Source organism: Saprospira grandis DSM 2844, from assembly GCF_000275825.1.
Classification (GTDB): Bacteria; Bacteroidota; Bacteroidia; order Chitinophagales; family Saprospiraceae; genus Saprospira; species Saprospira grandis_A.
In genome coordinates this window covers 656,870-674,531 of sequence record NZ_JH719942.1, presented here as the reverse complement: position 1 = coordinate 674,531, position 17,662 = coordinate 656,870, and the positions used below count along the sequence as shown (strand labels likewise).

Genomic DNA, 17,662 nt, shown 5'->3' with positions numbered 1-17,662 from the left:
GTATTTAAGATAAAGCGATTCCTTTAGAATCTAAACAGAACGTCCTTTTATCTGTCTAGAAGCGAAGAAAAAGGCTTGGGCGGCGCAGCCGCCTTGGCCCGAAGGGCCAAACGGCCCAGCGCTGCGGAGCGGGTGGCCGAAGGCCAGACCAAAGCCGCCAAAGGCGGCTGCAGGGCCGAGCGAAGAGCGAGCCCCGAAGCATAGCGGCGGCCGCCCCGCAGAAAAGGGCGGCCGCGGGCCCCAAATCCCATTAGTCAATCAAACCGCCTACATTAGAGGCAAACAGCTTGATGGAAATGGCTAAAAGGATGACGCCAAAGACCTTGCGAATCACGTTCAGGCCCGATTGGCCCAGCAATTTTTCGATGCGGCCAGAGAGTTTGAGGACCGCATAGACCACGATCAGATTAACGATAATGGCAATAATAATATTGGGTAGGGCGTACTCTGCCCGCAAAGAAAGCAGCGAGGTCATGGTTCCGGCCCCAGCAATCAGGGGAAAGGCAATGGGCACAATAGAGGCTGTTTCGGGGGCATCTTCCTTATAAATTTGGATGCCCAGCACCATCTCGATGGCCAAGAAAAAGATCACAAAAGCCCCTGCCACGGCAAAAGAACTGACATCAATGCCGATAAGATTGAGAATTTCTTCGCCAACAAATAAAAAGGCAATCATGATGATTCCGGCCACCAAACTCGCCTTTTCAGATTGAATGTGGCCCACCTTTTTGCGCAGGTCCAAAATGATCGGGATACTACCAATAATATCAATTACCGCAAATAAAATCATGCTAGCCGTAAAGGCATCCTTGAAATTCATAAACAATTGTTTTAGAGCTATTTTGTATGCTTACTCAATAGATAGTAAAAAATGAGCGCAAAGCTATAAAAGTCCTTAGTTTTTTGCTACTCATCTACGTTATGATAAACTAAAGTAAGTCTTAAATTAAGGCTAAGAAGGGGAGATCAGGCTGCTCTTTGTTAAACAAAAAACAAAAAAACACTTTTTTATTTGGCTGCCAATTTTTATATTTGTAAGTTTGTACTGTAACTATTAGAGGTTCATAATAGTTAGTTAGGTTAATGTATTTTGGCAGAAGCGGGCAGCCTGAGGAGGTTGTCCGCTCTTTTTTTTGGACCAAGTTTCCCTTAGGGGCAAAAAAAAACCTAGTTGCTATGCAACTAGGTTTTTTTTATTCGCAGAAGTAAAGGCTTAGTTATTGGCCTTAAATTTAGCGAGAGCGGCATTTAGTTTGGGCACCACATCGAAGAGGTCGCCAACAACGCCATAGTCAGCAGCTTTGAAGAAGGGAGCTTCAGGATCTTTATTGATGACTACAATCACCTTAGATTGGTTAACTCCAGCCAGGTGCTGAATAGCTCCTGAAATACCGATAGCAAAGTAAAGCGTGGGACGGATAGCCACCCCAGTTTGGCCTACATGCTCATGGTGAGGGCGCCAGTGTACATCGGCAACTGGGCGAGAGCAAGCGGTTGCGGCACCAAGCGTACCGGCTAGTTCCTCGATGATTCCCCAGTTTTCGGGACCTTTCATCCCACGGCCAGCAGAAACCACCAATTCGGCTTCGGGCAAAGGAACGGCACCAGTAACGGTGTTCACTTCTTTTACCTTGATGCGGCCAGTGGCGGCATCTAGGCTTACGGATTCAATGGCAACAGCAGCGCCTACTTCAGTGGGGCGGAACGTATTTCCGGCGATAGTGACTACTTTTTTGTCTGTTTTGAGGGCATAAGTGGCAAACGCTTTACCAGAGAATACCCCTTTGCTGATATGCAGACCGCCATCGGCAACAGTAGGAATGCTAGTGGCGGCAGTGACCAAAGCGGCATCAAAGCGAGCGGCAAGGCGGCCAGCCAAAGACTTTCCAGAAGAAGAGTGAGCAAAAACGATAAGGTCAGCACCAAATTTATTGGCCGCTTGGCCCAAAATGCTGGCATAAACCTGAGCGTCAAAATCGTTGCTAGCGTCTACATTGTAGACCTTAGCAGCGCCATAAAGGCCCAAATCGCCAGCGCCATCGGCTTGGCCAATTGTAAGGGCGATACATTCTGTACCCATAGCTTGGGCCGCCTGATAACCGTAGGCTACGGCTTCTTGGGCAATTTTCTTGATACTGCCTGTTAGGCTTTCGGCAAATACTAATACAGCCATAATATATTGAGATAATTTTTGGTCAGGGAAAAATTAGATGACTTTGGCCTCATTGTGCAAAAGCTGAACGAGTTCGTCCATATTGTCTGCATCAATCAGTTTAACATCGCCTTTTTCGGGCGGGTAGGCATAGCCTACCAATTCGGCACCTACAGCAGCTTCTACAGCGGGAACCACTTTGATGGGCTTACGTTTGGCCATCATGATACCGCGCATGTTGGGGATGCGTTGTTCGGCCATTCCTTTGGCACAGCTCAATACAAATGGAGTATCTACAGTAAGTACTTCTTTACCACCTTCAATATCGCGCTGAACAGTAGCGGTAGTTCCCTCTACGCTCATTTCGATACCATAAGATACGAAGGGAAGGTCGAGGTATTCAGAAACCATTGCGGGTACTTCAGAACCGTTGTAGTCAATAGTTTCTTTACCAAAGAAAAGAAGGTCAAAACCTTCGGTTTTGGCATATTCTGCAATTTGTTTGGCAACAAAAAGCGAAGACTTTGCTTCGGCATCAATGCGGATGGCATTATCGGCACCAATAGCAAGTCCTTTGCGGATGACCGCTTCATTTTCTTTGGGGCCAACATGCAAAAGGGTAACGGTTCCACCTACTTGCTCCTTGAGCTCGAGGGCGCGCACTAGGGCATACCACTCATCGTAGGGGTTCATAATAAACTGTACACCATTTTTGTCAAATTGGCTGTTATCTGCCGTAAACTTAATCTTGGCAGTGGTATCAGGTGTCTGGCTAACACACACTAATAACTTCATAGACGTTAGAATTGAAATTATATGATAATTGTTGGCCAGCGGGCTGGCCAAATTTTTTTTTGCTTTTTCGAGCTTCGCCAAATATAGAGAGTTGAAGCTGAAAATTATAATGCTAAACTACTTTTTTTGTTCACTGAACTATGGGCTAAACTATAGTAAATTCAGGCCTTCCAGCTGGCTTCTACCTCTTGCCAACGCTTTTTGCGTATGCGGTTAATGATAAGATCTACACTTTCAATGACTAAATCATTGGCCAAATTATCTTTTTCGCCTTTGCTATGCTCGCTCATCTGAAAAATAACCTCCAAAACGGCGGCCACGGTGGTTTCTAAAACCACCAAATGCTCTTTGTTGGCTAGGTCGGTGGTCAAACGGTCAATCACCCCAAAGGTAATGCTCGAGACGGCCTGCTCCACATCTTGCTGTATCGATTTACCCAAAACGGGAATCTTCTGCAGCCGCTTGAGCTCTTTGTTGCCATGCGTGATTTCCTCAATAATATCTTTCAAATAGGCCTGTATTTCATAGCGATGCCGATGATAATGCAGTTGTAAACCCGCCTGAATATGCCCCGCGGCCCAATCGGTCAATTCCGCATGCTTGGGCCGAAATACATCCTGGGCCAAGGCTTTAGATAAGGGCGTTCCCCGACGAATCTCAATTTTGGCCTCTTCCAATAAAGAAATCGCCACCCGATCAGAAATCTCTTCTACCGCAATGTTATAGTAATGAATGACTAAACGAAATAGGCTGTAGTTGTACAAATTGATGAATTTCCATTTGTGCAAACTATACGATAATGCAATGACCCGCAAAAAACGCAAAACCCGAAAAGAACTCAAGGGAATACAACCCAAGACATCATACCAATGCACAATGGGGTAGAAAAACCATTTTGCATAACGCTTTTTCCAAATGGCCCAAACCCAACGCAAACTAATTTCTACAATGAAAAAGGTCCCGAATATCGTCGACTCATAAAGCAAAAAACTCTGATGCACTTCCTCAAAGTACCAACTGCTAAATTGAGGCAAAAAAGTATCAAAGAGTTGCTCCCGAATGAGCTTGACGCCAAAAATTTGGTCAAAGGCAATCCAACTCAAATCCAAAACGACCAAAATTAACATCAATAGGTCCAGTAATATCGCCTGCCGATGGGCTATTTGTTCTCGCTGCTCTGCTGTACTCATATTCTTTTCTACTGCTTCTTTTTTATGATTTGGGGCTGCCCCGCCCTTTGGGCGGGTCGGGCTGTGTCGGGGCTCGCAGGTCTGCTCGGCCCTTCACAAAACTTCGCTAGCGCTCGTTTTGTTCGGTCTGGCCTTCGGCCACCCCTATCCATCCCTCAGCCAGGCGCTGCGCGCCTTCTAGATCCACTACTGCGCTAAGCCTTTGAGCAAGCTTCTTCTGTTGTTCTGCTCCAAGACCTTAAAGGTATAATTATACAAATTTTTTTGGTCCTTCTCATGGGCCTCCTCGCTCAATAGGGTCCAGTCTTCTACCTTGAGCTCTGGAAAAAAAGTATCGGCCCCCTGCAAGTCAATTTCTACTTCTGTCAAATAGAGCTTATGACAAAAAGGAAGCGCCTGCCGGTAAATTTGCCCCCCACCAATAATAAATACTTCTTCACAACCCTCTTTTTTTAGGGTTTTCAAACTCTCCCAAAGCGAAGAAAAAACCTCTACCCCTTCTGGGCCATATTTCTTTTGCTTACTCAAGACAATGTTGCGTCGCTTGGGCAAAGGCCGCCCCAAAGACGCAAAGGTTTTTCGGCCCATAATAATGGGGTAACCTAGGGTTGTGGCCTTAAAATAACGCAAATCAGCCGGCAAATACCAGGGCATTTTATTGCCCTTGCCAATGGCTCGGTTTTGGCTGCAAGCCACAATAGCAGATATAATCATAGCAAATGTTTGTTAGCAAAATAAAAGAAGTTCGTAACCAAAGTTACAAGGAACAAGTTGGCAAAAGTTTAAGTTAAGTAAAAAAAAATAGAGTTAGGGACTAGTTGAAATGCAGTCTCCAAAAAAAAGAACAATGAAAGCAAAATTTATTCGCCACCTGCAGACAGAACTCGCTCAAGAATTACCCGGACAAGCCGCACAAAAAGAAATGATGGGCCAAGCCCTCGCCCGAAGAGCAGACCAAGAGTCTCGCTTCAAGTTGCCCAGAAAATATAAAGAAGCCGCTACGCTACTTTTGCTGTATATGCACAAAGGAGAGTGGCATACCGCCCTAATGCAACGGCCCACTTCGCCCTATCCGCATAGCAAACAAATTAGTTTTCCAGGTGGAGGCCTAGAGGTCTTTGATGCCGGCCCCGCTGCCGCCGCCCTCCGAGAAACCGAAGAGGAGTTTGGCGTGCTGTCCGAAACAGTGGAATTGCTTGGGGAAATGACCTCACTCTATATTCCCGTGAGCAATTATTTGGTCTATCCCTTTGTGGGCTACCTAGAAGAACGACCCAATTTTATCCCCGATGCAGAAGAGGTAGAAGAGATTATTGAAATCCCACTAGCCGAATTACTCGATTCTACAAACCGAAAATCTAAGGATATTCAAACCTACAATGGCTCGATTTTGCCCAATATGCCGTATTTTGACCTTTGCGGAAAAACGGTTTGGGGCGCCACCGCCATGATGCTAAGCGAATTTGTGGCCCTTTGTAAGGCCTTGGCCCAAGAAGCCGCCTGAAGAGATTAAAAATATCCCCAAAAAGGGCTGTCGATGACCGACGGCCCTTTTTTTATGGAAAAATATCTTACTTTTAGAAGGCGGCGCCCAATGGCCTAGCGATGTGCAGCAGTGGCCGTTAGGCCAGACCCAGGCGGCTTTGCCGCCGCAGGGCCGAGCGAACAGCGAGCTGCAGAACGTAGCGCCCGCCGAAGGCGGGAGGCCCCAAAACAGCAGCGAGCCCTGAAACGACAACAAGGACTTTAGTCCGCAGTTCGACGACCAGAGGGAGTAACCGCCGCAGCTTTGCTGCAGAGGCCCCAAAAAATAATTTGAATCAACAGCAGTAGAAATAAATACAGCAGCTTAACGCTATGGGAAGAATAGGAATTGAGGGCATGGAGTTTTATGCCTATCACGGATTTTATGAGGAGGAACGCAAAATGGGGGGCCGTTACCGCCTAGATGTTTATGTGGAAACCGCCACGGGCAAGGTGGGCAAAACCGATGAATTGGGCGATACGGTGAATTATGAAACCATTTATCGGGCGGCTAAGGTAGAAATGGCCAAGCCCTCTAAAATGATTGAACATCTGGCCCAGCGGATTATGGACCGACTGCGCTCTATTTTGAGTAAAGCTGCCGATATTGAGCTGCGCCTTTCTAAGCTGGACCCGCCCTTGGGCGGCCCCGTTAGCCGCACTTTTGTTGAACTGCAACAGAATTTTGTGGTAAAATGTGGCAAATGTGGCAAAAAATTTTTGCAGCATGAAGCTGGAGAATGTTGGGAAAAACATGGTTTGATTTATCCAGAAACCAAGGCCACCCTCATCCGAAATCATGGCCCCAATATTTGTTCAACTTGTATTCAACCCCACCTGATTAAAAATAAAGATTAGATGCCTAACTCTCCTGCCAATCGTTTTTTAGCCCCCGTTTTTCAAGCGCTCAGCCCCCGCCTTTGGGAGCTGAGTACGGGGCCCTATTTTCAGGGACAGGTCCTTATTGTTGGGGCTGGTTTGGCTGGCCTGACGGCGGCCTATATGCTTAAGCAACAGGGCTTGCGCCCCATTATTGTAGAGGCTAAAAAGCGTCCAGCGGGCCGCTTGGCCAATCTCCGAAACTGGGCCGATATGCCGCTAGAACTAGGCGCAGAATGGTTGCATGGGCAGCGCTCTACACTTTTTCGCTGGCTAGATAGCCAATACGAAAGCCAAATTGTAGAAGATGAAGGGGAGGAGTTTGTGCCCTACAAACAACAACTTCGGGCCCTAGAGGATTATCCTGGGGCAGAGGTTCTGCTCGAGCGACTTAATGAGTTGGGCTATGAAGAAGCACCCATCAAAGGGAGTTTATTAGATTGGGCCGAGCAAAATGGCATTGATCAGGCTCTTTATCCTTTGCTGGAGTATTGGGCTGGCGAATGGGGCTGCTCGGCCAAGGAGTTGGGGATGGAAGCCCTAGCCAAAATCAATAGAGAATGGTCTTCAGGCGAGCTAGACTTTAAGGCAGAGCCCTCGCTCTATGATCTTATTGATGAGTCCCTGATTCGTCCGCTCCGCCCATATTTGCAATTGGGCCAAGTTGTAAAACATATTGATTATAGTGGGGAGCAGATTAAGGTTTTTACCCAAGATCAAACAATTTTGGTGGATAAGGTGCTACTGACCGTTCCCCTGCCTGTTTTGCAAAAGGAGAGCATTAGCTTTGCGCCCAACTTGCCCAGTGCCAAAACCGCAGCGATTCAGCGACTAAAAATGGGCGATGGCCTGAAAATCTTCTTTAAATTTAATCGCCTATTTTGGAGCGGTGATATTATTGGGGCCAAAATGGCCAGCAGTTATATTGATACGCAGGCCTATAAGTCGGGCAAGGATGCTATTCTTTGCGCCTGGGCCTTTGGCGAAAAGGCCGAAATTCTACGGAATATGGGCCAAGAGCTCGCTAGCCGAGCCATTTTAGCCGAATTAGATAGCCTTTATGTAGGGGCGGCCAGCAGCCATTTTGAAAAATATTATTGGCAGGACTGGAGCCAAGAGGAGCATATCTGGGGCGCCTATTCTTATCCCTCTAATAGCGAGCTGCCCGGCGATAGAGCCGAACTGCAAGCCCCGATCGATTATAAATTGTATTTTGCTGGTGAAGCCTGCCACCCTAAGGGCCATATTCAAAGCCTTCATGGGGCCTTTGAAACGGGCTATGAGGCAGCCCTACAAATCTTGATGGACCTAAATGTATCTTAATGAAAACGACCTATAGAGGAATTCAAAAATCTTTGGCCCACCCCAAAGCCCTAGCCTTATTTAAAGGCGATTTTTTCTGGGATAGCCGCGACCAACTGGCGCCTTTTGGGGCCATGGAGGGCTACCAAAGCCTAAAAGCTTATCTGCTTTGGCGAGAAACAGCGCCCCAAGCCGACCCCTTAGAGTTTGTTAGCGATTGGATGAGCAAAAAACGAAAGCTAAATCTGGCCCAATATGGCCCTCATTTGCTCAACCGAAAGAAAATGGAAGCAGAAATTGCCGATCGCCGCTTTCGCGATGAGCTAGAAATTCTCTCTACCGATAGTTATCTTCTGGCGGCCTGCTTGGCCCCTTTGGTCCTTGAAGGCGAGCTGCCCTGCAGCCTTTGGCCCTATTTGCAAACCGCTATGGACCGCCTGATGCTTTGGAACGAATTGCAGGCCGAATTCGGCCCAGAATGTAGCCAGCAGATTATGTATCTCTACCAAATTAAGCAAGAACTACAGCCCATTTTTAGCGCCCAATAAATCTTAGCCACTATGAGAAAACTCGCCTTAATTGGCCTTTTGGCCCTCTTTATTTCGCCTAGCTTTGCCCAAGGCCTCTTGCCGCCCAAAGATAAAAAGCCCAGAGAACGCATCCTCTCCAATAAGTCGGAAGAGGGGATGACGCACCTCATTATCCGACTCGAAAAACCAGCATACAGGGCCCAAAGAGCAATTGGCTATAAAGAGGCCCGTGCTAAGCTGAAGGTAGAGTTTACGGTCTATGATATCCGAAATCGAGGTACCGATTTAGGCAATACCTATATTGCATATTATGACCCCAAGGGAGATGAATGGGGCATCTATTTGCCCCATAATACAGCCTTTAAGGTTCGTATGTCGCACCCCAGTTTCAAAACCATTATACGCAATTTTATTACCGCCGAGCATCCTGCCGATCTCATGGAGGAGCGCCTAGAGGTAGAGGAGGTCACTTATACTTACCATAAGGGCGTAAAAACCTATTACCTCAAAACGATGCTCCGCTTTTCCGAAACGATTGTGGTCCATTTTAATGGGGGCGATCCCATGGAGCATATGACTTATCTGCAAGAAAATTTCAATGCCGAAAAGGTCCAAAAGCTACCACATGTCAATAGCTTTTTCCTGACCCTCAATATCCAGAGCCAAGAGTCTTTGGCAGAGATTCTGCTGCGGCAAGCTCTAGGCGACAAAGCCCTACCCGAGGGCTATTATTTTGGTCCAGCCATTACCGAGGCCATCGAGAAGTTGCAAAAGTATCCTTTTACCAAATATGCAGAGCCTAGTTTTGTCGTTTGGCCCAATAAGGAGCCTTATCTCTCCAAAAATGATTATAGCCAGCTCTCTAATATGACTGCCGATTTTAAGAAGCGAAAGTTTACGGAGCATATCCTCCTGAACCCCGATGATTTCGAGAAGAGTAAGGATTATAAGCATAAGCTTTTACTAGAATTACAAAAGTAAGGCGCCAAAATCTCCTCAACAGTTTACTGTTGGGGAGATTTTTTTTGGGGCCCGCGGCCGCCCTTTTTAGTAGGGGCGGCCGCCGCTATGCTGCGGGGCTCGCTGCTCGCTCGGCCCTGCAGGCAGGCGGAGCCTGCCTTTGGTCTGGCCCTTCGGGCCACCCGCTCCGCAGCGCTGGGCCCTCAGCGGCCCTGCGGGCCTTCGCAGAAAAGCGGTATTCGTCGCTGCGCTCCTCATCCGTTTTCACGACCCCGCCCACCCGCCCCTCCTCGGGATTCCCTAAGGAATCCCTCAGGGGAGCTGTTGGCGGGTTGTTTAGAGAGGGGCTTGTCCCTAGGCGACTATTGGCTGGCTCCTAGCAAGCTAAAGACCCAGATTTTATTCGGATACACAAAATCCTGAACAGTTCCCCCTAAGACTCAAAAACAATCTTGCCCAGACGATCATCTCCTCGATGCTCTTGGCGCAAACGGCTCATTTCTTCTACCTCTTCTTGCAGGCGATCAAAGCGATAGACCAATTGGTTTTGAGAATTTAAGCTCGACTCTCCCCCTAAATCCTGAATCACTTCCTGCATTAGGGCTTCTACCTGCTCCTCCTTGAGCTTCTCCTCGGTTTGGGCTTGGTCATTGGCCACCTGGGTCAGCATCTTTAGACTAATAGGAACGCGAACATGCTGAAAGATGACTTTCATCAATCGTTTACGCGCATTCTCTTGCCGTTGCTTTCGCTTCAGGGGCAAGAGCCTAAAGTAGCGAAAAGCGGGAATCAAAAAGAAGAGCAGGGAGTAAGTAAAGGGAATCGTCCCTAAAATAATCTGGGCCAAAAAGGGACCGTTGGCAATGGGAATCTCCAATTCGGCAAAAAAGTTAGGCTGGGCCAAAAAGAAGAGCGAAAAAACTAAATTCAAGCTATTCATGCCCACAATGGCCCAATTTCGCCCTGTTTTATTGCCCGTGAGCTCATATTCAGGCTCATATTCATCCCAATAATAGATAATAGGGGCCTCATCGGGGCGGTTGGCCGAGCGGTTTAGCTGGCTAAAGTTGCCATAAAGGACGGCAGAACGCTCCGAAATCTTGGCTTGGCCATCATAACGGCCCAAAAGCTCTGTCATAAAGTTTTCGGCCTCATCTCTGCGCCAACCGGCCAAAGCCTGTAGCTCTGCAGTAGAGACCAAGCCCTTGTTTTCCTTCAGAAAACTGGCCACCTCCTTATGGTTGGCATAGGGGTCCGGCTGATAACGAACAGGACCAAAAATAAAGTCGTAAATAGAAGCCACAAAGCCCTTTTCTTCCTTAGAACTTTTGCGCTTTTTGCGCAATTTGGCCAATTGCCCCGGCTTCTCTACATAATGTTTATAGGGATAACCGTAGTCGTCGCGGCTGCGGTAGGTATAATCATAGCCCAAAATGGTGCTCCACTCAAAAATGGAGAGAAAAACTCGAAAAAGGACCAAAAAGAGCTTGCCCACTCCCCCCGATTTGCTATCATTATCCGAGTTGCCGCCCTGAGACAACAGACCGACAATCAAGGCAATCAGAATGACCACAAAAAGTACAAAATAAATGAGCAGAAAAACCGCCGTGACAATTCGATAGAAGATTTTGAAGCCCTTCCAGAACCAATCGGCAAATTCCTGCAGGCGTTCGCCAAAGCTTTTTTCTGTACGGCGGTGCAGGCCCGTAAAATCATAGATTAAATCGCCATTTTCGGTCACTTTAAGCTTGCAATCGTAGCGCTGCATCAGCTCTCGAATAGCCGACTCGCTCTCAATAATGGGCATACCCGTACTAGCGGTAGCATCTTCTAGGGTAAATTGTTGGTTACTTTTGAGCAAGTATTTTTCTAGGCGAAGATTAACTTCTTTTTGTTCGTATGACATGGCTCCAATATTTGCGTTCCGAGGCGGCGAAGCCGCCGGCTTAGGGATGGATAGCGGTGCCCCGAAGGGGCAGACCAAAGTTTTTTGAGCGCAGCGAAAAAACTGCAGGGCCGAGCAGAGAGCGAGCCGCGACACAGCCCGGCCCGCCTAGGAGGCGGGCAAGCCCCAAAAAAAACAGCAGCCTAGAAAAATAGACTGCTGCATCTTGTTTTAGGTCCAGCCCAATTCCTCGAATAAGGTATAAATTTTTAGGCCCAAATAGGCATCTGTGGCGGCATAAAAGTTTTGGGCTTGGCTGAGGGGCTCTCGCTCCCAGTTCGAGGTCTGTTGGGATTTCGAAATCCGTTTGCCCAGAAAAATCGCCGTGAGATTGCGGGCTCCCATTTGCTGAATGCCGTTGGCCTTGGCAATATCTGCAATGTCCTTAAAGCCTTTGGCGGTAAAGGGGCGCAGCCGCTGTAAATCGCGGATATCATCTCGGAGAGCGGGGCCTGCCTTGACAATTTTGGGGTTCTCGAAGAGGGCCTTGAGGCCATCGCTAAAGCCGGATTTGAGGTTGCGAATCAGAAAAACCTTATCGGGCATAGCCAATTGGATGAGCGAAACGGGATAGTATTCTCCTTTGCGAAAAGAGGGTTTGCTCTCGGTATCAAAGCCCAAAATTTTGCATTGATTGAGGGCCAAAAGGGCCTCTTCTAGCTGCTCTTCGGTTTCTACGGTAATAATTTCGCCCTCAAAATGCCAGAGGGGGAGTTCATTGACCTCTGCTTTAGAGATCTTGACGGGGTATTGCATGTTAATCAGTTTATTGGGGCCGTTTTATGGCCCAAATGAGGTAGTTTAGCTTAGTTCTTTAAAGGCGCGGTACAAATCGGCCCATTCTTTCCGCTCTTTGATCACCGTTTCTACATATTCTTGCCAGGCTTCTTGGTCTTGGCTGGGGTCTTTGACCACCGCACCAATCAGGCTAGAGGCCAAATCTCTGGCCCGCAGTTCGCCATCGCCAAAATGGGCGGCCAAGGCTTGGCCATTATTGACCACCGAAATGGCCTCGGCGGTGCTGAGGGTAGAGCTGGGCTGCTTGATTTTCTGACGGCCATCTTGGGTTACGCCCGAACGCAGTTCTCTAAAGATCGTCACTAGGCGTTCAATCTCTTTGAGTGGGGCCATTTTTGCGGGAATCTCTAGGGCGGCGCCTAGCTTTTCTACTCGCATTTTGACAATCTTGACCTCCTCTTCTAAAGAAGCGGGCAGGGGCAAAATTACAGTATTAAAGCGGCGTTTGAGGGCCGAAGAAAGCTCATTGACGCCCTTGTCGCGGTCATTGGCCGTGGCAATCAGGTTAAAGCCTTTTTGGGCCTGAACTTCGGTATTGAGCTCGGGAATCGGCAGCAATTTCTCCGACAGCATGGTAATGAGGGTATCCTGCACATCGGCGGGCACACGGGTCAATTCTTCTAGTCGGGCAATGGCCCCATTTTGCATGGCCCGCAGCAGGGGAGAGGGCACCAAAGCCTCTGCCGATGGGCCTTTGGCCAACAATTGCGCATAGTTCCAGCTATAGCGCATGGCCTCTTCGCCAAGGCCGGCGGTGCCCTGCACCAAATAGGTCGAGCTGCCACTAATGGCCGCTGCAATATTCTCGCTGACCCATGATTTGGCCGTACCGGGCACCCCCATCAAAAGCAGGGCGCGGTCGGTGGCTAGGGTAGCTACGGCCAGCTCAATCAAGCGGCGGTTGCCAAAATATTTGGGCTCAATTTCGGTCCCATCTTCCAAGCTGCCACCCATAACAAACTGCACCACCGCCCAAGGCGAAAGCGCCCAATTATGGGGTTTGGGGTAGCTATCCATTTTTTTGAGGGCCTTGAGTTCCTCTGCATAAAGCACCTCGGCATGAGGGCGCAACAATTGTTCTGCTGCCTTTTTTCGCTTCGCCATATAGTATTGTATTAGATAATCGTCAAGCTATTTTTTTGGGGCTGCCCCTCGCTTCGCTCGGGTCGGGCTGTGTCGTGGCTCGCTGTTCGCTCGGCCCTGCGGCGCGGGGCGCCTTGGTCGGCGGCTGCGCCGCCCCACTATCCATCCCTCAGCCTGCGGCGGCTTCGCCGCCTGTCCGCTGCAAGTCCCTAAAGGGCCTTGAGTTGGGCCAGTTCTTTACGGAAAGAGATTTGGGCGCTAAATTGGTCCAATTCCTTTTGCCAAGAATAATCCAGTTGAGGCCAGTCATTAAGCAGTTCTTTGTCCTCAAACAGACTTTCGTCTAGGGCAAAGGCCGCTCGTTTGAGCAGGGTTTTGTGGTTCCACTGAAAAACGGAAAAGCCCTGGGCCAAACTGATTTTCATGGCCTCCAAAACCTGCCGGCCCAATTCGGCCTCCCAACTTTGGCCCTCTTGCAAAAGTAACTGCATAATCGGATCTTCATCATCTATGCTTCTTTTGCCCGAGGCCTGAAGGTAAGCCATGGCCAATTCATTAAAGAATGAACTGGGCAAATCATAATACAGAAATTCTAGGGAAAAGAAAAGGGCTTGTTTCCCTTTAGGTTCATTTTGCATAAAGAGCTGATGAAAGGCCATCAGCCAATCTAAATCTTTGAGGCGGTGGGCGGCTTTGCTCCAGCCCCAAACCAAAGCCTGCCGATAGTCAGAGTTTAGGGCCAACTGCAGACAAGCCATAGGCGAAAGCCCCCAACTTTGGGCCCAATAACTGGGTGCTACCGAGGCCATCATCTGCGCCAGCCAATTGCTGTTTTTCCCTTCGCTAAAGGCCTGGTAATGCGCTCTTATTCCATCTTTTTTGAGCTGGGCGCTTAGTTTTTCGGGAGCCGCGATCTTTAGTCGTTCCCCATCATACTGAATCAGTTGTTCGAGGGCGGTTTGCATTCGCTTTTCGAGGGCGGTATTGGGCAAAAGCAATAAAAGCTCTACAGCGGCTTGCCTAATCTCTTGGCGGCGGTCATTTTGGACCTCCTCCAGAAAGGCTTCATCGGCCTTACTGATTTGGGGCTGAAGCAGCTCGAGCACTTCCAGCCGCTGTTTTTTGCTCCATTCTTTCCAATACTGCTGAACTACTTTTAGGGCATTGGCGGGGTCTAAACGGCGCTCTTGCTGCAACCAAAAGAGCAGGCTAGAGAAGTCGGCTTGGGCCAATTCTTCTTCCTGTAATTCCTTGATGGCGGCATAGGACCAACTTCTTTTGAATTGGGCCAAGTAGCGGCCCGTTTGCCCCAAAACGGAAATAATAGCGGGCCGCAGTTCTTTGTGGCGGCTGCCAAAGGTTAAGATATCGGCTAAATTATCGGGCGCCACTCGCCAGTTTTGGCTATGGGCCAAATCGATCCAAGCGGGCAAGAGCTCTTCTTGTCTGCGGCTGAGGATTTGTTGCAGCATCCAGCTGGCTTTTTGGGGCGCGGCCTGCTGCTCATCCTGAATTTTCTTAGTTTTTTGGGCGGCTTCGGGCAGTTGGCCCAGGGGCAATTCTGCTTTCTTAAAGAGCGATTGGGCCGCCAAAGCCTGCAAATATTGAAGCTCTAGTTGTTCTTGGCCAATATGCTGCAGTTGCCAATGCTCCAATTGGAGTTGGCTTTCTTTGGGTAAAGGGCCTGCTTGGGCACTGCCCAATAAAAGTTGTTTGATGATGAGGTTCCAGCTTTGCATAAGACTTAAAGCGCTTGAGGTTGACCTTGTTTGAAGATAGAAAGGGGACGGAATTGGCCATTTTGCCATTCGCCAATTAGGTGGATGTCGGCTTCGGCGGCATAGGCCAAGATGCGCCAGAGGCTTTGCTCTATTTTGGTCTGAAAGGGAAGGAATTGCCCATTTTGGTCCAAAAGGATAAAGTGTTCATCGGCCTGCTGTTCTAAGCGAAGGTTTTGGACCAAAAATAATTGGTAATTGAGCCAGGGGTTTTTCCCTAGGGCTTGGGCGTATTGTTTTTGGGCCGCCTGCCAGTTTTCGGCCATCTGAATTTGGAAGGGTCCTTTTTGGGCACTTTGCTGCTGTTCTTGCAAGATAGCTCTTTGGGGGTAGGCGCTAGGATAATAGTAGAGTTTGGCGCTTAAGAGCTGGCCCAAAAAGTAGTTTTGCTCAAAACCACGGCTCCCAAAGCTATAATCAATGAGTAGGGCATTTTTGCCTGTTTGCAGACCTTGCAGCCAAACTCTGCGCATATTTCGGCCCTCGGCATCAATTTCTTCTAGTTGGGCCAAGACTAACCATAGGTCTTGAATGGGCTCGTTTTGGGCCACAATATCTTTTTTGCGCTGTACTCGGCCCAGGGCATCTAGTAAATCTTCTAGCTGAAGGGGCGAGAGCTTTTCTCTTTGCTTAAAGCTTTGCAGCAGCAGTTGCAGCTCGCCAATTTTTTGGCCCAGAAAATCCATCCAGTTGCTTTGAAAGGGCAGGATTTGGGCGGTTTCTCGCAGGCCATAAGCTAGGCGGCTCATTTTGGCATCGGTCATTTTTTGGGCCAGTTGTTCCCAAAAGCTTTTGTCTTGGACGGGCAATTGGGCAAACCCCTGTCTGCTAAAATCTTGTAGCCATTGTTCTAGTTCTTCCATGCCGGCCTCCATTTGGGCCAGTTTTTTGGCTTGGCGCTTGGCTTTGGCCAAGCGCTTTTTTTCTAGCTCTTTTTGGTCCACCGCTGCCGAGGGGTTTGTTTTTGCAGTTTGGGGTTGTTGCTGCAAATACCAGTGGAGGATATTTTTTGGGGGCGTTTTTTTCTGAAAAAGCGGGGCAGATTCAGCAAAAAGGAAGAGTAGGGCAAGGGCGTGTTTGCAATGCAGTTGTCTTTGGGCACAGTTACAAAGCAGTTCTGGTCCCTTGAGGTAGATTTTTACTTCATAGGCCATACTTCCAATGCCGGCTCCTTTGCAATAGCCCCAGATGCAGTCTTCATATTGGCCCAGGGTCTCCCATTTTTGGGCTTGGGCAAGTCGACGTGCACGGTTTTCGGTAGCGACATCTGGGGCGAGGGCAGAAATTTCTGAGGTCGTCCAATTCATGGGCAAAAGAAAATGTTTTGGGCTTTAAATGTACAAAATAGCAGTGAAGAATGGAAGGTCTTGGCCTAGCGAATCAGCAAATGGCCTTTTTCCCAAAAGAGGCGGAAGAGTGGTTTCTTTTTGTCGTAAAAGCTACTCAAAGGGGTGCCTAGATCAATTTGCAAGGGATTTTGGCCCAATTCCAATTGGTAAAATGCGCCCTTCTTGCTGATTTTGGCCCCTTTGGGGAGCCGTTCGGCTAGTTCGGTCCAGCTTTTTTCTTGCAAAACATCTTTGGTCAGCTCCCAATTTCTACGATTTTGCTGATAAACGCCTAGGGTGAGTGTTTGGCCGCTTTCGTTTTGTTCTTCGGCCCAGACCATCAGTTGCATATTGGGGTAATAAGTAAGGACTTGAAAGTAGAGGCTCAGTTTTTTGCCATCTCCCGAAAAGTCGTCAAAAAAGACCTGCATCGCTTGGTAACGGTGCATTTTTCGGCCAGCCAAACTAAGGCCAGAGGGCAGGGGGGCGGGTTCATTTTCGGCCAGAAAATAAATGCCTGTTTGTTCGTCTTGGGTAAAGGGCAATTCCTTTTGTCGTTGGGGGAGCTTATTTTGGGCCAAAAAGTCGCGATAAATGCCATTAACGGCCTCGATGAGTTGTTCGGGATTGCGTTTGCTGGCATTTTGTTGTCGCATATCGGCAAAGCTACGCAGCTTATCTTCTCGGTAGTAGATGCCGTCTAGGCGGCCTTTTTGGCCCCAGCGTGCTCGCAAAAACAGCCGCCAACTTTGGGGGCTTTCATGGCTTTCAAAGGACCAATATTGCCCTTCCTGATGATATTCGCCAACTAAAGGAAAGCGTTGTCTGCGGTTAATATCTATATAATAGGCTTCTAGTTGGCCGTCGGCCTTTTCGGTCCAAATAATTTCCATAGGTTCGCCGCCCAAAATCCCTTTATAGACTTCATAGTATTGTGCTTTGGCCAAAAGGCTAAGCAAAAGGAAACAACAACTGAAATAAATCTTTTTCATATTCTTCAACTAGTTTTTTCTATTTTTTGGGGCTGCCCCTCCCTGCGGTCGGGTCGGGCTCTGTCGTGGCTCGCAGGTCTGCTCGGCCCTGCACTGCCTTCGGCAGTTTGGTCTGCGGCTTCGCCGCCCCACTTTCCATCCCTCAGCCGAGTCGCTTCGCTCCTTGGGGGCGCTTTGCGCCCTTTGGTCCAAAGGTACAAAAAAACGCAAGGCCATCCAGATAAGATGAGCTTGCGTTTTGCAGGCGGCGCAGCCGCCGCAGGCAAAAGCCAAATAGAAGTCCTGTCTCTTCTATCCTTTGATTTAATTTCTTGCTATTCATCGTTATTTTTTGCGGCCATAGCGAGGGCTATGCCTTTAAAAAATGCCTTGACTAGCTTAAAATTTTTATCAAAGAATGGCCGAA

General features: G+C 48.5%; 16 protein-coding genes. 5 read left to right on the top strand and 11 right to left on the bottom strand.

Translation table 11 applies throughout. The features are described 5' to 3' along the window. Positions 1 to 250: 250 nt before the first annotated feature. The 5 genes from SAPGRDRAFT_RS03245 to SAPGRDRAFT_RS03225 all read right to left on the bottom strand — a co-directional run bounded on the left by SAPGRDRAFT_RS03245 (position 251) and on the right by SAPGRDRAFT_RS03225 (position 4,851). Positions 251 to 820 carry a MarC family protein gene (locus SAPGRDRAFT_RS03245; RefSeq protein ID WP_002657166.1) on the bottom strand — a complete coding sequence of 190 codons (570 nt, stop codon included), beginning with the start codon at positions 818 to 820 and terminating at the stop codon, positions 251 to 253. Between the two features lie 393 nt (positions 821 to 1,213). After that, positions 1,214 to 2,173, bottom strand: coding sequence for an electron transfer flavoprotein subunit alpha/FixB family protein (locus SAPGRDRAFT_RS03240; protein ID WP_002657165.1), 960 nt, complete (start codon positions 2,171 to 2,173; stop codon positions 1,214 to 1,216). Positions 2,174 to 2,206: 33 nt separating this feature from the next. Next, on the bottom strand, positions 2,207 to 2,947 hold the full coding sequence (locus SAPGRDRAFT_RS03235; RefSeq protein WP_002657163.1) for an electron transfer flavoprotein subunit beta/FixA family protein: 741 nt from the start codon (positions 2,945 to 2,947) through the stop codon (positions 2,207 to 2,209). Between the two features lie 161 nt (positions 2,948 to 3,108). Beyond that, entirely contained in the window at positions 3,109 to 4,137 is a 1,029-nt protein-coding gene (locus tag SAPGRDRAFT_RS03230; RefSeq protein ID WP_002657162.1) for an ion transporter, read from the bottom strand. Positions 4,138 to 4,323: 186 nt separating this feature from the next. Continuing rightward, a complete protein-coding gene (locus tag SAPGRDRAFT_RS03225) occupies positions 4,324 to 4,851 on the bottom strand; it encodes a dihydrofolate reductase (protein ID WP_002657160.1) in 528 nt (175 codons plus the stop codon). A 133-nt stretch (positions 4,852 to 4,984) separates the two neighbouring features. Between SAPGRDRAFT_RS03225 and SAPGRDRAFT_RS03220 the strand changes: the two genes are divergently transcribed. From SAPGRDRAFT_RS03220 to SAPGRDRAFT_RS03200, 5 genes are all read left to right on the top strand, one after another. Then, positions 4,985 to 5,641 (top strand): NUDIX hydrolase, encoded by a 657-nt coding sequence (locus SAPGRDRAFT_RS03220; RefSeq protein WP_002657158.1) that lies wholly within the window; start codon positions 4,985 to 4,987, stop codon positions 5,639 to 5,641. Between the two features lie 353 nt (positions 5,642 to 5,994). Further along, the gene (gene folB, locus SAPGRDRAFT_RS03215) at positions 5,995 to 6,519 is read left to right on the top strand and encodes a dihydroneopterin aldolase (protein ID WP_002657156.1); all 525 of its coding nucleotides are present in this window, start codon (positions 5,995 to 5,997) and stop codon (positions 6,517 to 6,519) included. Further along, positions 6,520 to 7,863: a flavin monoamine oxidase family protein gene (locus SAPGRDRAFT_RS03210; protein ID WP_002657155.1), complete on the top strand. Its 1,344-nt coding sequence runs from the start codon at positions 6,520 to 6,522 to the stop codon at positions 7,861 to 7,863. After that, a complete protein-coding gene (locus tag SAPGRDRAFT_RS03205; RefSeq protein WP_002657154.1) occupies positions 7,863 to 8,390 on the top strand; it encodes a hypothetical protein in 528 nt (175 codons plus the stop codon). The genes SAPGRDRAFT_RS03210 and SAPGRDRAFT_RS03205 overlap by 1 nt, the downstream gene beginning before the upstream one ends. A 12-nt stretch (positions 8,391 to 8,402) precedes the next feature. After that, entirely contained in the window at positions 8,403 to 9,353 is a 951-nt protein-coding gene (locus SAPGRDRAFT_RS03200; protein ID WP_002657152.1) for a hypothetical protein, read from the top strand. A gap of 412 nt (positions 9,354 to 9,765) precedes the next feature. On the opposite strand, the gene SAPGRDRAFT_RS03195 is transcribed toward SAPGRDRAFT_RS03200, so the two are convergent. The 6 genes from SAPGRDRAFT_RS03195 to SAPGRDRAFT_RS03170 form a co-directional block, all read right to left on the bottom strand. Continuing rightward, positions 9,766 to 11,238 (bottom strand): hypothetical protein, encoded by a 1,473-nt coding sequence (locus SAPGRDRAFT_RS03195; protein ID WP_002657150.1) that lies wholly within the window; start codon positions 11,236 to 11,238, stop codon positions 9,766 to 9,768. A gap of 210 nt (positions 11,239 to 11,448) precedes the next feature. Further along, positions 11,449 to 12,033: a 3'-5' exonuclease gene (locus tag SAPGRDRAFT_RS03190; protein WP_002657149.1), complete on the bottom strand. Its 585-nt coding sequence runs from the start codon at positions 12,031 to 12,033 to the stop codon at positions 11,449 to 11,451. Between the two features lie 45 nt (positions 12,034 to 12,078). Further along, positions 12,079 to 13,179, bottom strand: a complete 1,101-nt coding sequence (locus SAPGRDRAFT_RS03185) for an ATP-binding protein (RefSeq protein ID WP_002657147.1) — start codon at positions 13,177 to 13,179, stop codon at positions 12,079 to 12,081. Positions 13,180 to 13,367: 188 nt separating this feature from the next. Beyond that, the gene (locus SAPGRDRAFT_RS03180; RefSeq protein ID WP_002657146.1) at positions 13,368 to 14,897 is read right to left on the bottom strand and encodes a DUF5691 domain-containing protein; all 1,530 of its coding nucleotides are present in this window, start codon (positions 14,895 to 14,897) and stop codon (positions 13,368 to 13,370) included. 5 nt (positions 14,898 to 14,902) lie between these two features. After that, the gene (locus SAPGRDRAFT_RS03175) at positions 14,903 to 16,243 is read right to left on the bottom strand and encodes an SWIM zinc finger family protein (RefSeq protein WP_002657145.1); all 1,341 of its coding nucleotides are present in this window, start codon (positions 16,241 to 16,243) and stop codon (positions 14,903 to 14,905) included. Between the two features lie 65 nt (positions 16,244 to 16,308). Next, a complete protein-coding gene (locus tag SAPGRDRAFT_RS03170; RefSeq protein WP_002657144.1) occupies positions 16,309 to 17,256 on the bottom strand; it encodes a hypothetical protein in 948 nt (315 codons plus the stop codon). Positions 17,257 to 17,662: the final 406 nt, after the last annotated feature.

Excerpts from the sequence above, each read along its gene's own strand:
- folB (WP_002657156.1), top strand. The coding sequence starts at position 5,995 with ATGGGAAGAATAGGAATTGAGGGCATGGAGTTTTATGCCTATCACGGA.
- SAPGRDRAFT_RS03235 (WP_002657163.1), bottom strand. The coding sequence starts at position 2,947 with ATGAAGTTATTAGTGTGTGTTAGCCAGACACCTGATACCACTGCCAAG.
- SAPGRDRAFT_RS03185 (WP_002657147.1), bottom strand. The coding sequence starts at position 13,179 with ATGGCGAAGCGAAAAAAGGCAGCAGAACAATTGTTGCGCCCTCATGCC.
- SAPGRDRAFT_RS03180 (WP_002657146.1), bottom strand. The coding sequence starts at position 14,897 with ATGCAAAGCTGGAACCTCATCATCAAACAACTTTTATTGGGCAGTGCC.
- SAPGRDRAFT_RS03220 (WP_002657158.1), top strand. The coding sequence starts at position 4,985 with ATGAAAGCAAAATTTATTCGCCACCTGCAGACAGAACTCGCTCAAGAA.
- SAPGRDRAFT_RS03225 (WP_002657160.1), bottom strand. The coding sequence starts at position 4,851 with ATGATTATATCTGCTATTGTGGCTTGCAGCCAAAACCGAGCCATTGGC.
- SAPGRDRAFT_RS03230 (WP_002657162.1), bottom strand. The coding sequence starts at position 4,137 with ATGAGTACAGCAGAGCAGCGAGAACAAATAGCCCATCGGCAGGCGATA.
- SAPGRDRAFT_RS03205 (WP_002657154.1), top strand. The coding sequence starts at position 7,863 with ATGAAAACGACCTATAGAGGAATTCAAAAATCTTTGGCCCACCCCAAA.
- SAPGRDRAFT_RS03210 (WP_002657155.1), top strand. The coding sequence starts at position 6,520 with ATGCCTAACTCTCCTGCCAATCGTTTTTTAGCCCCCGTTTTTCAAGCG.
- SAPGRDRAFT_RS03175 (WP_002657145.1), bottom strand. The coding sequence starts at position 16,243 with ATGAATTGGACGACCTCAGAAATTTCTGCCCTCGCCCCAGATGTCGCT.
- SAPGRDRAFT_RS03240 (WP_002657165.1), bottom strand. The coding sequence starts at position 2,173 with ATGGCTGTATTAGTATTTGCCGAAAGCCTAACAGGCAGTATCAAGAAA.
- SAPGRDRAFT_RS03190 (WP_002657149.1), bottom strand. The coding sequence starts at position 12,033 with ATGCAATACCCCGTCAAGATCTCTAAAGCAGAGGTCAATGAACTCCCC.
- SAPGRDRAFT_RS03200 (WP_002657152.1), top strand. The coding sequence starts at position 8,403 with ATGAGAAAACTCGCCTTAATTGGCCTTTTGGCCCTCTTTATTTCGCCT.
- SAPGRDRAFT_RS03170 (WP_002657144.1), bottom strand. The coding sequence starts at position 17,256 with ATGAAAAAGATTTATTTCAGTTGTTGTTTCCTTTTGCTTAGCCTTTTG.
- SAPGRDRAFT_RS03195 (WP_002657150.1), bottom strand. The coding sequence starts at position 11,238 with ATGTCATACGAACAAAAAGAAGTTAATCTTCGCCTAGAAAAATACTTG.
- SAPGRDRAFT_RS03245 (WP_002657166.1), bottom strand. The coding sequence starts at position 820 with ATGAATTTCAAGGATGCCTTTACGGCTAGCATGATTTTATTTGCGGTA.